The 15,497-nt window shown below is 32.2% G+C and carries 9 protein-coding genes and 1 tRNA gene; all 10 read right to left on the reverse strand.

What is annotated here, in order from left to right; all coding sequences use genetic code 11:
* Nucleotides 1-452 precede the first annotated feature (452 nt).
* Entirely contained in the window at nucleotides 453-8,972 is an 8,520-nt protein-coding gene (locus GOY14_RS00825) for a DNA-directed RNA polymerase subunit beta/beta' (RefSeq protein ID WP_175809385.1), read from the reverse strand.
* Between the two features lie 64 nt (nucleotides 8,973-9,036).
* Nucleotides 9,037-9,438, reverse strand: coding sequence for a 50S ribosomal protein L7/L12 (gene rplL / locus GOY14_RS00830; protein ID WP_175809387.1), 402 nt, complete (start codon nucleotides 9,436-9,438; stop codon nucleotides 9,037-9,039).
* 24 nt (nucleotides 9,439-9,462) lie between these two features.
* The gene (gene rplJ / locus GOY14_RS00835; protein ID WP_175809389.1) at nucleotides 9,463-9,984 is read right to left on the reverse strand and encodes a 50S ribosomal protein L10; all 522 of its coding nucleotides are present in this window, start codon (nucleotides 9,982-9,984) and stop codon (nucleotides 9,463-9,465) included.
* Nucleotides 9,985-9,991: 7 nt separating this feature from the next.
* Complete coding sequence (gene rplA, locus GOY14_RS00840; RefSeq protein WP_175809391.1) at nucleotides 9,992-10,654, reverse strand: 50S ribosomal protein L1; 663 nt, start codon at nucleotides 10,652-10,654, stop codon at nucleotides 9,992-9,994.
* 4 nt (nucleotides 10,655-10,658) lie between these two features.
* The gene (locus GOY14_RS00845; RefSeq protein WP_175809392.1) at nucleotides 10,659-11,099 is read right to left on the reverse strand and encodes an uL11 family ribosomal protein; all 441 of its coding nucleotides are present in this window, start codon (nucleotides 11,097-11,099) and stop codon (nucleotides 10,659-10,661) included.
* 2 nt (nucleotides 11,100-11,101) lie between these two features.
* Nucleotides 11,102-11,941 carry a transcription termination/antitermination protein NusG gene (gene nusG, locus GOY14_RS00850; RefSeq protein WP_175809853.1) on the reverse strand — a complete coding sequence of 280 codons (840 nt, stop codon included), beginning with the start codon at nucleotides 11,939-11,941 and terminating at the stop codon, nucleotides 11,102-11,104.
* Nucleotides 11,925-12,125 (reverse strand): preprotein translocase subunit SecE, encoded by a 201-nt coding sequence (secE, locus tag GOY14_RS00855; RefSeq protein ID WP_255419700.1) that lies wholly within the window; start codon nucleotides 12,123-12,125, stop codon nucleotides 11,925-11,927. Before secE ends, nusG begins: the two co-directional genes overlap by 17 nt.
* Before the next feature lie 22 nt (nucleotides 12,126-12,147).
* Nucleotides 12,148-12,220, reverse strand: a tRNA-Trp gene (locus GOY14_RS00860).
* A gap of 19 nt (nucleotides 12,221-12,239) precedes the next feature.
* Nucleotides 12,240-13,412, reverse strand: coding sequence for an elongation factor Tu (gene tuf / locus GOY14_RS00865; RefSeq protein WP_175809394.1), 1,173 nt, complete (start codon nucleotides 13,410-13,412; stop codon nucleotides 12,240-12,242).
* Between the two features lie 11 nt (nucleotides 13,413-13,423).
* The gene (gene fusA, locus GOY14_RS00870; protein WP_175809396.1) at nucleotides 13,424-15,490 is read right to left on the reverse strand and encodes an elongation factor G; all 2,067 of its coding nucleotides are present in this window, start codon (nucleotides 15,488-15,490) and stop codon (nucleotides 13,424-13,426) included.
* Nucleotides 15,491-15,497: the final 7 nt, after the last annotated feature.

The raw sequence follows: 15,497 nt of genomic DNA on the forward strand, positions 1-15,497 counted from the left end.
TTTGAATATTTGGTATATTTATACCTGAAACCTAGTGTTGTGATATAAGTTGTATGTATTAAGTTGAGATAACCATTTGAAATGATAATTAAAAAATATGGATAAAAGAAAAAAAGAGCATGCTGATTTTAATTAGTACTCACTCCTGTGATAGAAAGGTTAATATGCGTTTCAATTTAATAGTAAATATGAAAAAATTATATATTTATCAATTTAGTAAAATATATAGTATAAATGATTTAGTGCATTAAGCATGTACAGTAAACTACTATTTAGAGTAAGTAGATTAGATTTACTTTTTAAAAAGGTTTTTTTTGTAGTTTATTTAATAGTTTTATAAACTTGTTACTTCAATTTATTAACAGGGGATGTATAAAAACTGCATAGTAATAATTTTATATCCTATAGATAGTATAATTGAAATATTATTTTGGTGGGCAGAGTATGTCTATTCAACTGGGCTGATCATGCGTGGTTGTTACTATGTTTTCTTTTCCGTTGTCATATAAATGATAGTCATTCTCTAGTGATTTTTCGTCATGAGTTTCAATATTAAAATATTTTTGATATTTATCTATACTTTCACAAAGAGAGAGTGCTTTAATTTTACTCATAATTAAACCTGTACCGGCAGGAATTAGTCTTCCTACTATAACGTTCTCTTTTAATCCACTTAAAGAATCTTCTTTTCCACAGAATGCTGCTTCTGTCAGTACTTTTGTTGTTTCTTGAAATGAAGCAGCAGAAATAAAGGAATTGGTTTCAAGACTTGCTCTTGTGATTCCTTGTAAAATAGAAAGATATTTGGCAGGACGTTTACCAGAGTTATTCATAGTATCATTTTCTCTATCAACTTCCAGTTTGTCAATATTTTCTCCTATTAAGTAGGTAGTATCACCAGGATCAGTAATTTCTACTTTTTGTAACATTTGTTTTAGTATTACTTCTAAATGCTTGTTATCTATACGGACACCTTGTAGTCTATAAACTTGCTGTATTTCAGAAATCATATAGTGTGCTAAGGCCTCTAGCCCAAGTACACGTAAAATATCATGAAGATCAGGATCACCATCCATTAATAGATCACCTTTGTGCACAAAATCACCTTCATTAACTATTACATGCTTGCTTCTTGGAATTAGGTACTCAATTGGAGAGGTTTGTTCATTAATAGGTTTAACTGATATGCTGCGTTTTCCTCTTCTATCTTTTTCAGAAAATGCTACATAGCCGTCTATTTCACTGACAATAGCATGTTCTCTAGGCCTCCGTGCTTCAAATAGTTCTATAACTCTTGGTAATCCACCGGTAATATCACGGGTTTTAACAGACTCTCTTGGCATTCTTGTGATGATATCACCTGCTTGAACTTTTTGGCCGTCTTGTACATTGAGTACTGCACCTATTGGTATAAAGTAACATGCCTCAACACCACTTGAGAGTATCATTACTTCACCGTTATCGTCAAGTAATACTATGCGAGGACGTAAACTAGTGCTACTAGAGTGTAATTTCCAGTCTTTTACTACTTTGCTCGATATTCCTGTAGATTCATCCATAACTTCTGTGATTGATACTCCATCTTTTAGATCTTGATAAGATACTGTACCTGTTTTTTCTGTGATAATAGGTAATGTATAAGGGTCCCATTCTGCAACTTTATCACCAATTTTTACTGATTGGCTTTCATCTACATAAAGCTTGGAGCCATAAGGTACACTATATCTTAATTTTTCGCTACCTAGACTATCAATCAATATAACTTCGCAAGAACGACTAACTACAATTTTATTCCCGTTTTTGTCTACAATTATGTTACTATTATTTAATTTTATTTTAGCATTAATAGAAGCTGTAATGTTCGAAGATTCAATACCTCTAGTCATTACTCCGCCTATGTGAAATGTACGCATTGTTAACTGAGTACCTGGTTCTCCTACAGATTGAGCAGCGATTACACCAACTGCTTCACCTATTGATACAATTCTACCGGTTGCAAGATCTCTTCCATAGCACAGTGCACATATGCCTGAAATCGCTTCACAAGTCAGTGGTGATCTAATCTTTACAGCGTCAAGACCTGCAATATTGATTTGTTTTACTTTATTTTCATCAATTAGCTCTCCAGTTTTTACCAATAATTCTTTTGTTACTGGATTATATATGTCATTTACGGCTGTTCTTCCTAGTACTACACTCTCTAAAGATGCAACTATGGTACCTCTCTCAACTGTAGCTCTCACAACAAGGCCATTTTTAGTTTTACAGTCATATTTTGTAACTATACAGTTTTGTGATACATCAACTAAACGACGAGTTAGGTATCCAGAGTTTGCAGTTTTGAGAGCAGTGTCAGCAAGACCTTTACGCGCGCCATGAGTGGAATTAAAATATTCAAATACGTTTAATCCTTCGCGAAAGTTAGAGACTATAGGTGTTTCTATAATTTCACCAGAAGGTTTGGTCATTAGTCCTCTCATTCCAGCTAACTGTTTCATTTGTGAAGTGGAACCTCTTGCACCGGAGTTAACCATCATATATACTGAGTTGTATTTATTATTTTGGTTATATACGGATATTGCTTTTAACATGTCGTTGGCTATCATGTCTGTACACTTAGACCATTCGTCTATAACTTTATTATATCTTTCACTTTTAGTAATTAATCCGTCTTGATATTGCATAGAGAATTTTTTAATTTCATTTCTTGCGTGATTAACATGTCTAGCTTTAGTTTCTGGTATAACTAAATCACAACGGCCAAAGGAAGTACCAGAGAGTGTAGCGTATTCAAAGCCTAGTGCCATTAACTTATCGCAAAATTCCACTGTAGCACTTTGGCCACAATTACGATATACTAGATCAACTATATTAGTTACTTCTTTAACCGTTAATAACTGATTTATAAGGTCAAAACTTAAATTCTTATGTTTAGGAAAGATTTGCCATAACGTTAAACGGCCAGGAGTTGTACAAATAGTTTTATAGTAGGTTTTGTTGTTGCTGTTAATTTCTATCCTATATTTTATATTGGAATGGATATGTAGACTGCCATTATTTAAAGAATGTTCAACTTCACCAAAGGTACCTAAGAGTGGTGGATTATTTTCTTTGTTCAGTTGTTCTTGCAAAGTTAAGTAATATATTCCAAGTATTATATCTTTACTAGGAACTATGATTGGCCTACCATTGGAAGGACTTAAAACGTTATTGGTTGACATCATCAATACTTTGGCTTCAAGTTGAGCTTCTAATGAAATTGGTACATGTACTGCCATTTGGTCACCGTCAAAATCAGCATTGAATGCTGTACAAACAAGTGGATGAAGTTGTATTGCTTTACCTTCAATAAGAATCGGTTCAAAGGCTTGAATACCAAGTCTATGTAAAGTAGGTGCTCTATTTAATAAAACAGGGTGCTCTTTTATTACTTCTTCTAAGGTATCCCAAACTTCAGGTTTTTCTGCTCTTATTAATTTACTAGCGAATTTAATAGTCGGAGCCATGCCATACATTTTAAGTTTTGAATAAACAAAAGGTTTGAATAGCTCAAGAGCCATTCTTTTTGGTAATCCACACTGATTTAACTTTAAAGTTGGACCAACAACTATTACAGAGCGTCCAGAGTAGTCTACTCTTTTTCCTAATAAATTCTGACGGAAACGACCTTGTTTACCTTTGAGCATGTCGCTAATGGATTTTTTATATCCAACAGTACCAACTTTGTTTGTTAGAGCGTTACGGCGGCTATTATCAAAAAGGGAGTCAACTGCTTCTTGTAGCATTCTTTTTTCATTACGAATCATAATTTCAGGAGGATTTAAGCTTAATAGTTTTCTTAACCTGTTGTTTCTATTAATAATAGTTCTGTAATGGTGATTTAGATCAGAAACTGCAGGGCGTCCACTTTCAAGTGATACTAAAGGACGTAAATCAGGTGGTAGGATAGGTATAGTTGTAAGTATCATCCATTCTGGTTTATTTCCTGACTTAATAAAATTTTCAATAATACGTAACCTTTTTATAATTTTTTTTCTTTTTATTTCGGAAGTAACAGATTCTAATTCCTGTCTTAGGTTCTTTCTAATCTCATATAAATCAAGACGGGTTAGTAGCCCTCTTATAGCTTCAACGCCTTGCATAGCCACAAAGCTGTCGGTTCCATAGTTATCTTTAGCCTCATTGTAAGCTTTTTCGCTAATGATTTCACCTTTTTCAAAGGGAGAAACAAGTGGATCTATTATAACATAGTTATCGCTATATAAAATGTTTTCAATGTCTTTTAGAGACATATCTAGCAGTGCTCCGATTCTTGAAGGAAGTGATTTTAAAAACCATATGTGAGCAACAGGAGATGCTAGTTCTATGTGGCCCATTCTCTCTCTTCTTACTTTAGAGGATGTGACTTCTACTCCGCATTTTTCACATATGCGACCTCTATGTCTTCTTTTTTTATATTTTCCACATAAACATTCATCATCATTAACAGGACCGAAAACTTTAGGACAAAATAACCCACCTTTCTCAACCTTAAATGTTCTATAGTTTGCAGTTGAGACGTCTTTTATCTCTCCATAAGACATAGATTTAATACTTTCAGGGCTAGCAATTGATATACTAATCTTATCAAAAGATTGTGCAATATTGGTATGAGATATGTCCTCAATAACCATGTTATTTTGCTTTAAAGCTACATTTAGACATAGAGAACGTAGTTCTTTTACCATTACATTAAAAGATTCTGGAGTTCCACATTCAAAATTACTATCACCTTTGATTATTGACTCATAAATTTTAATTCTGCCATTAATATCATCGGATTTTACAGTTAACATTTCTTGTAAAGTGTAAGCAGCGCCATAGGCTTGCAATGCCCAACATTCCATTTCGCCAAGACGTTGGCCACCGAAATGCGATTTACCCCCAAGAGGTTGCTGAGTAACTAAACTATAAGGACCCACTGAACGTGCATGAATTTTATCATCAACTAGGTGATGTAACTTAAGCATGTACATATAACCAACTGTAACTTTGCGATCGAATTTTTTTCCAGTACAACCATCATATAATATAGTTTGCCCAGAGTTATCTAGATCAGCAAGTTTAAATAATTTTGTTATTTTTTCATCTTTGGGGCCTTCAAATACAGGTGCAGCTACAGGAATACCATTACGTAACTTATATGCAAACTCAATCAAATTATTATTACTAATTTTATAAATATTGTTACAAATAGATGTGTTACTACCACAGCTATAAACTTCAATAAGAAAATTACGTAAATTATCATATGTGCTTTTACAGGAGTTTAAATAATTTTCTACTAATGCATTTAACTTATCATTTAATACTTTTTTAGTAGATACGTTAAAAATGGAAGATGCTATTTCATTATCGTTGACTTCTTCAACTTTTTTGTTATTAAGATATGCTGCTGTAAATTTTGTAAAGTTGTCATTATCGAGAGATCTAACTTCCTTACAGAAAGTGCTTTTAATTTTCTTGATTTTATCAAGAATGTCATTAACTTTTTTTCCTAGCTTTTTGCAAGCCCAACCTACGTGGGCTTCCAATATTTGTCCTACATTCATTCTTGATGGGACACCAAGAGGATTAAGGATGATGTCAATGGGAGTACCGTCTTCTAAATAAGGCATGTCCTCCACTGGTACAACTCTAGAGATTACTCCTTTATTTCCATGTCTACCAGCCATTTTATCTCCTGGTTGTAAGCTATGCTTTACAGCAATAAAAACTTTTACTGACATTGACACACCTTGAGGTAGGTCATAACCTTCATCTAATTTTTCTACTTTTTGTTTAAATTGTATTGTTGCTTTTAAAAGCTTATCATCAAAGTCTTGTTTTAAAATTTTAACTTGCTCAGAGATAGAACGATCTTTTAATCCTATATTCCACCATTGTTCACGTTCAATGGTATCAAGTTTTTTTTGATTGTGAGGGTGAGAATGGACGAGAAGCTTTTTTAGTTCATCATAAAAATATTTACTAGTAACATTGGTTATGTAGTCTCGTTCTTTTTTTAAATTTTCCATTTCTTTTTGTTTAATGAGTAGTGCCCTTTCATTTTCTTCTACTCCCCTACGTGTAAAGACTCGTACATCAATCACTATTCCTTCAACGTCTGGGGGTGTAGATAAGGATGAATCTGCACAATCGAATGACTTTTCACCAAAAATTGTCATTAATAACTTTGTTTCAGGTGGCAGTGAAAAAGAAGGCTTAGGTGTAACTTTACCTACCAGAATATATCCTGGTCCTACTCTTGTACCAACTTTTACTATACCGCTATCGTCCAAGTGATATAGATTTTCTTCATTAACGCCAGGTATAGCACGAGTTATTTTTTCTGATCCTAAAGGAGTATCATGTACAACACATTCAAGTTCTTCTATATGAATAGAAGTAAATAGATCTTTTTCAACAACTTTGCTAGAGATAATAATAGAATCTTCAAAATTATAGCCTTGCCAAGACATAAAAGCAACTAGTAAATTTTTACCAAGTGCTAACTCACCACTGCTAATTGCAGGGCCATCAGCTATTACATCACCTTCTTTAACATACTCACCTACTTGTACTAATGGTCTTTGGTTGATACAGGTATTATGGTTAGAACGTTGAAATTTTTTTAGGTGATAGATATCTACACCAAGGTAGTTAATTCTTTTTTGATCAAAAGCACGTATAACTATAGAATTGCTATCAGAGCTATCGACTATGCCATCACGTTTTGCCAAAACTACAGCACCAGAGCCAGAAGCTACAAAAGATTCCATGCCGGTAGCTACTAAAGGAGCAGTTGGTTTTAATAAAGGTACAGCTTGGCGTTGCATATTTGAGCCCATTAATGCTCTATTAGCATCATCATTTTCTAAGAATGGAATTAAAGAAGCTGCTACTGATATAACTTGTTTTGGAGATACATCAATGTAACTCACTTGGTCACTGCTGACCATGACGAAACTTCCTGCATGCCTGCAATATAGCATGTCATCAATGAAACAATTGTTTTGATCAAGTTTTGCACTAGTGTCAGCTATATAATATGAACCCTCGTCTATTGCAGATAGATACTCGATTTGATTAGTAACTGTCCTGTTAATTACTTTTCTATATGGACTTTCGATGAAACCATATTTATTAACGCGTGCATATATAGCTAAACTATTAATTAATCCTATATTTTGTCCTTCAGGAGTTTCAATTGGGCAAATTCTTCCATAATGAGTTGGATGAACATCACGTACTTCAAATCCTGCACGATCTCTTGTTAAACCTCCTGGGCCTAGTGCTGATAATCTTCTTTTATGGGTTATTTCAGATAATGGATTAGTTTGATCCATAAATTGGGATAGTTGGGAAGAATTGAAGAAATCTTTTATAGTATTAGTTAATACTTTTGGGTTAATAAAGTCGGATGGAGAGACTTTATCTAAGCTAGAAGTAGACATGGAATCAATTATTACACGTTCCAATTTTAGTAATCCAGCTCTAAATTGGTTTTCTATAAATTCTCCAACTGACCTTACTCTTCTGTTTCCTAAGTGGTCAATGTCATCTGCAGATCCTTGACCATCACGTAATAGTACTATTTTTTTTATAATTTCAATTATGTCTTCGTGTGTTAAAATAGTTAAGTTTTCATTGTAGTTTAGTCCTAGACAAGAATTCAGTTTTAATCTGCCAATGTTAGATAAGTCGTAGTATTCAGGGTTAAAGAAAAGATTATGAAAAAATTCTTCTACTATTTCTAAGATAGGAACTTCTCCAGGACGTAAGACTCTATATATTTCATATAATGCGTCTTGATAAGACATATTTTCATCTAGAAGAAGTGTGTTTAATATATAAGGTCCAACATATAGGTTATCGATGTTTAATACTGATATTTCATTTATAGATAATAACTCTAGTTTTTTTATATCTTCTGCCTTTATAGGCTCACCGGCAGACAAAATTTTTTCAGTGCTAGTACTATCTATTAAATCTTCTGCAAGAAATAAACCACATATAGAATTAAAAGGTACTAGATATTCTTTTAAACCATTGTCATATAGCTTTTTAGCTAGCCTCGAAGTAATGCGAACATTATCCTTTAGCAACACATTACTTTCAACATTCATTAAGTTAAAAGGTAGCCTAATTCTTTTAAACTTATCGAGTATAAAAGGTACTTTCCAACTATTTCTGTGTTTTACATACTTCACCTTCTCATAAATTTTATTAAGTATACTCTTGTTTGAGAGACCCAATGCCTTTAATGGAACAGAGATGGGTAATTTTTTTTTTCTGTCAATGCGAAAATATAGAAGATCTTTAACGTCAAACTCAATATCAAGCCAAGAGCCTCTATAAGGAATAACTCTAGCAGAGTAAATTAGCTTACCCGAGTTGTAGGTTTTTCCCTTATCGCTATCAAAAAATACGCCAGGAGACCTGTGCATTTGCGATACTATAACTTTTTCCACACCATTAATAATAAAAGTTCCCTTATCAGTCATCATCGGTAATTCGCAAAAATATACTTCTTGCTCTTCTATAGATTTTATAATAGTTGTAAGCTTTGAGTAATCATCACTTTTTTTAATTAGTTTATATTCATCGATGGAAATACCATCCTGCATAATAATGAGGCGTATAGAAGCAATAACTCGAGCAGAAAAAGTTATGCAGCGTTTTATACATTCAGATTCATCATACTTAGGATTGTCTATTCTACAGCTTATAAACTCGATGGTAGCTCTATGTAACGGGTCATCTACTGGAAAGACTGAGTTAAAGATTGATTCAAGTCTTTCATTACCCTGGTTTCCAGGAGAAAATGATTTATATGACTCTTTTTGAACTTTAACTGGGTCTAATAAAGAATCTTTTAAATCAATCGATCTAGAATAAGAAATCCTAGGGACAAAAGTACCAGAAATATACATATAAAAAGGATCAATCATTAAAATACCTCAAACTAACTAAAAAATGCTAATCAATATAGAATTAATATATTAAAATAAGCATTTATTCAAGCTCCACTTTGGTTGCTCCTGCTTCGATAAGTTGTTGTTTTATTTTTTCTGCTTCTTCTCTTGAGATATTAGCAGTTAAGTCTTGGGGCAAAGATTCGACTAGATCCTTTGCTTCTTTTAATCCTAATGTAGAATTAATCTTTCTGACTGTTCTAATGATCTCCATCTTTTTATTTATATCGATTTCTTTAATCACAACTTTGCACTCAGTTTTTTCTTGTGTGACAGGATTAGCAGTATTATTACTAGTAGATATATTAGAATTAGCAACTCCACTAACAACAGCAGTAACTGGTAGTCCTATTTTCTCTTCTAGAACTTTTACAAGTTCAGCCGCTTCTAAGAGATTTAAAGATAATATTTTATCAGCTAAATTATTTGTTATATTATTCATATTATTACCCAAATTATTAATAACTTATTTTTTAGAACTATAATAACTCAATGCTCTTATAAGTCTTATAAAAGGTGAGTTAATGGATGACATTAATCGAGCAGAAATATTATAGGATATTAAATGCATAATTTTAATATATAATTCATCTAGAGAAGGTAGCTTAGCTAACTTATAGAAATCTTCAACTGTAAATATTTGATTTAAATAAGTTGCACAGATTATAGACATTTTTTCTTTATTGGCATCAGTAAAATTAGCTATTAGCTTTGCAGTTTTTACTACTATATCACTAGAGTATATAACAGCAACTGGACCAGAAAATCTATCTGATAGATAAGAAAACTTATTAACCTTTTCTAAAGCTAAACGAACTAAAGTGTTTTTAACTACTAGCATTCCACTTGCTGCAGATTTTACTTTATTTCTCAAAGTTAATAAATCATTAGCATTTATAGATTTAAAATTCACTAATATTAAGAAATTATTATTTATAAATACGTTTATTATGTTTTGTATTAACTCATTTTTGCTTTCACGCTTCACTACTATATTACTCCCTAATTATATCCTCTATTTTGCTTATTTTGTACGCTTTACCCATAGTTGAACTTAAAAAAACTTTTTTAAAATACACTCCTTTTGTAGAAACAGGTTTATTATTTTTGATTTCTTTAAGAAAAGCTTGTAAATTTTCTAGCAAGTCATCGACGCTAAACTTAATATTTCCTAATTTACCGTGAATGATCCCATTTTTATCTGTTTTAAATTTTACTTGACCAGACTTGATAGCTTTAATAGCTTCTGCAATGTTAGAAGTTACAGTGCCAAATTTAGGATTAGGCATTAATCCTTTAGCACTTAACATTTTTGCGATGGGAGTAATTTTTGCTATAAAATCAGGAGTTGTGATACACCAGTCAACATTTAGCTTTTTATTACCTTTTTTTATTTCTGTAATTAAATCTTCTCCTCCTATGATATCAGCATTAACTTTTTTAGCTTCTGATAAATGATTACCTTGAGCAAAAACAGCTACTTTAATATCTTTTCCAATACCTTTAGGCAAAATTACTGTGCCACGTATTTGCTCTTCAGATTTATGTAGATCTATACCTAAATTAACTGTAATATCAACTGATTCATTAAACTTTGCTGAAGCAGATTCAATGATTTTTTCTAAGCATTGTCTAGAATTGTCATAATGTGTTTTCATATTTTTAACCTTCTATAACTTCTATACCCATAGATTTAGCAGTACCAATGACCATTTTCACTGCTGAACTTTCATTATTTACTTTCATGTCAACCATTTTGTATCTCGCTATCTTAATTATAGCTGACATAGTCAATTTAGCCATTAATTCTTTGCTTGGTTCACGAGAACCTTTGTTTAATTTAGCTTCTTGCTTAAGGAGGTAAGTGACAGGTGGACCACTAATAGTAAAATCATGGGAACGATCATCCTTTATGAAAATTCGTGCTGTTACTAAGTCCCCTATCTTATAATTAGCATTAGTTATACTAGTCATTTTATTGAATGTCTCGCAGAATTTAGGAATTGATATGCCTCGTGGGCCAAGTACTGAAGCAATTTTTGGACCAGGAACTGCTCTTCCTGCTTCCATTATTAAATTAATTGTAGCAATTATGACACTCATATTTAGTTTTCTACTTTTTCTACTTGAGCTAAATCTAATTCTATTATTGTTGGCTTACCTAAGATTGATACTTCCACATTAATAATTTTTTTTTCATCGTTAATCATATCTACTTTACCAGTAAAATTTTGAAAAAGACCATCATTAATTTTTACTTTTTCTCCTTTTTCATAGCCATAACTTAATTTTTTCTTCTCTTGGGCATTATAAAGTGCATTACACATTAAGTAAATCTCATCATTAGAAATTATCTTGGGAACATTACCATTTTTTAAAAAACCATAAACTTTAAGAGATTTTGGTATATTTTTAATAAAATTTAACACTTCGTCACACAAATTTACGTATAAAAAAACATAACCGGGAAAGCATTTTCTGCGTGTAGTAGTTTTTTTAGATCGCAATTCTGCTTCATTTAACTCTTCATATGGGATAAAAATTTCCTTAAAATAATTATTAACTCCCAATCTTATAGAATTTTCTAATATATGTTGACATACTTTTTCTTCATAATTTGAAATAACTCTTAAAATATACCATTTGTATTGATTGAATTCTTTTCGCCTTGAACTTACTTCATTATCTGAAATTTCTTTAAAATTGTCAGGTGTACTACTACAGAATTTTAATGTTTGATTAAGCATATCTCTACTCTCATTACATAGATGCATATATATATATATTTCACATAGTTTTTGTATACTAGATTTTGAACTACATGTTGTTTGGTAAGGAATAAATACTTCTTTAAAGTAAAGAGCATTATTACTTACTAACTCACGTATATGTTTTTCATATCCGTACTTAACTTTAATGACGTGCCATTTATATTCCATAAACAATTTCAAATAAAGCTTTAATTGTGTAGAGAGATATAAAATCTACTAAACAGAAAAAAATCGAAAAGCATAATATAACACTTACTATAACAAATAAAGATGATAGCACCTCTTGCTTTTTTGCCCAGGCAACTTTTTTTATTTCTTGTTTTGTATAGTAAAAAAAATTACTTAAACTTTTTAACATTTCTTTAATACAATATTAATTGCAGGAGAGATAGGAATTGAACCTATAACCTCTGGTTTTGGAGACCAGCGCTCTACCAATTGAGCTACACTCCTATAGTTATTAAAACTTCCTCTATTCCAAGATTTCAGAGACAATACCAGAACCGACAGTTTTACCACCTTCTCTTATTGCAAAACGTAACCCCTTATCTATTGCTACTGGTGCCTGTAATTCTACTTCTATACTTACATTATCTCCTGGCATTACCATTTCTTTCCCTTTTAGCAATTTTATGTTTCCTGTCACATCTGTAGTTCTTATATAAAATTGTGGTTGATAATTTTCAAAAAATGGTGTATGTCTTCCTCCTTCCTCCTTTTTTAATACATATATCTCGGCCTTAAATTTTTTATGTGGTGTTATTACATTTGGCTTTGCTAATACTTGCCCTCTCTCTACCTCCTCTCTTTTTATTCCTCTTACCAATATTCCTACATTTAATCCAGCACATCCTTTATCAAGACATTTTTTAAACATTTCTATTCCTGTACATATTGTCTTTCGTGTCGCCTTCAAACCTACTATCTCTATCTCTTCGCCTATTTTTATTTCTCCTTTTTCTATTCTTCCAGTAACCACCGTTCCACGCCCAGGTATTGAAAATACATCCTCAATCGGCATTAGAAATGGCAAATCCACAGGCCTTGGTGGAATTGCTACATATTCGTCTAATTTTTCCATTAACTTTTCTATTGATTTTTTCCCATATTCATTATCTTTATCTTCTAATGCTTTCAATGCAGATCCAATAACCATGGGAACTTCATCACCTGGAAACTCATATTTATTTAGTAATTCCCTAATTTCCATTTCTACTAAGCCAATCATATCGTAATCAGCAACATCAGCCTTATTTATATATACAATGATATACTTAACATCAACTTGCTTTGCAAGTAATATATGTTCTCTTGTTTGCGGCATTGGTCCATCAACTCCAGACACTACTAATATTGCTGCATCCATCTGTGCTGCACCTACTATCATATTTTTTACATAATCAGCATGCCCAGGACAGTCAACATGTGCATAATGTCTCTTATCTGTTTCATATTCTACGTGTGCTGTTGCTATTGTTATTCCCCTTTTTCTTTCTTCAGGTGCTTTGTCTATTTGATCATATGCTACAAAACGCCCATAGTACTTGGTTATTGCCGCTGTCAACGTAGTTTTTCCATGATCTACATGCCCTATTGTTCCTACATTTACATGTGGCTTACCAAATGCTTCTACTATCTGTGTCATAATTGTTACTCCTAATTATATTTTAACTCATTAACAACATATTGTGGCACTTGTTCATAATAAGAAAAATGCATACTGTATTGAGCTCTTCCTTGAGATATAGAACGTAAAACATTTATATAACCAAACATACTTGCAAGAGGTATTAAAGCAAGAATTATAGCATTATTGTTATATGTTTCCATGCTTGAAATTTGCCCTCTTCTTCTATTTACATTGCCTATAATATCACCCATATATTCTTCAGGTGTAATAATTTCAACTCTCATTATAGGCTCTAATATTTTTGGACCAGCTTTATTTGCCATTTCTCTAAAAGCACCCTTGGCAGCTAATTCAAAGGCCAAAGGACTTGAGTCAACTTCATGAAAAGTACCATCAATGAGAGTGGCTTTAAAATCAATAACTGGAAAACTAGAAATTATACCTCCTTCTTTTATTAATTCTAGACCATTTTGTACACCAGGAATATATTCTTTTGGAATTACACCACCTACAATTTTACTTTCAAATTGAAACCCAGAACCTGGCTGAAGTGGTTCAAATAAGATTTTTACTCTGGCAAATTGGCCAGCACCACCTGATTGTTTTTTATGAGTGTAATCGATCTCAACAGATTTGGTTATGGTTTCACGATATGCAACTTGAGGTGCACCAATATTAACATCAACGTTAAATTCACGTTTTACTCTGTCAGTAATGATTTCAAGATGTAATTCTCCCATGCCTTTTAATATGGTTTGACCACTTTCTGTGTTTATTGACATCCTTAAAGAAGGATCTTCTGAAATTAATCTATTTAAAGCAATACCTAATTTTTCCTGGTCTGCAGTAGTTTTAGGTTCTACAGCAACTTCAATAACGGGTTCAGGAAATTCTATACGCTCTAATAATATAGGAAAATCATGTAAACATAAAGTGTCACCAGTAATTGTTTTTTTTAATCCGACTAAAGCAATTATATCTCCTACTTTAGCTTCGCTTATATCTTCTCTGTTGTTTGCATGCATAAGTAACATTCTTCCAATTCCTTCACTTTCGTTTTTTACTGCATTTAATACGGTAGATTTAGATTTTAATTTGCCAGAATAAATACGAATAAATGTTAAGCTACCCACAAACTTATCTGTCATCACTTTAAATGCAAGAGCAACAAATTTTTCTTTTTCTGAAGGCTTAATTGTGATTTTTTTTTCTGGATCTTTAGGATCAGTTCCAATAATTTTGTCAACATCAATAGGAGAGGGTAAAAAATCAACTATACTATTTAAAAGTGGTTGTACTCCTTTATTTTTAAAAGCTGATCCGCATAGTACTGGAACAAATGCTCCTTTTATAGTTCCTTTTCTTACACATTTCTTCAGTAACTTTGTTGGTAAATCGTTAGATTCAAAGTAAATATTCATTGCTTCGTCGTCCATTCCAGCTGCAGTGTCCAGTAAAAGATCTCGATACTTTTGGGCTTTATCAAGTAAATTAAAAGGAATATCTTCATAGAAAAATTTAGCACCTAATGTTTCTTCTTCCCATATAATGGCTTTCATAGAGATGAGATCTATTATACCCTTGAAATCTTTTTCATTTCCTAGTGGAAGTTGAATTACTAAAGGTAGTGTTCCTAGCTTGTTTTTAACCATATCAACACATCGATAAAAATTTGCTCCTATTCTATCCATTTTATTAATAAAACAGATACGAGGAACGTTATATTTGTTAGCTTGTCGCCAAACAGTTTCAGATTGAGGTTCAACTCCTGCAACTCCATCAAATACAACAACTGCTCCGTCTAAAATTCTTAAAGATCTTTCAACTTCAATAGTAAAATCAACATGTCCAGGAGTATCGATTATATTAACTTTATGACCATTCCAAAAACAAGTTGTAGCAGCAGATGTAATTGTAATACCCCGTTCCTTTTCTTGTTCCATCCAATCCATAGAGGCTGCACCATCATGTACTTCGCCAATTCTATTTTGTTTGCCAGTGTAAAATAGAATACGCTCTGTTGTAGTGGTTTTACCAGCATCGATGTGAGCCATTATACCTATATTTCTGTATTCAGATATATTAATTTCCATATTATTA

The organism is Wolbachia endosymbiont of Dipetalonema caudispina, from assembly GCF_013365495.1.
Taxonomy (GTDB): domain Bacteria; phylum Pseudomonadota; class Alphaproteobacteria; order Rickettsiales; family Anaplasmataceae; genus Wolbachia.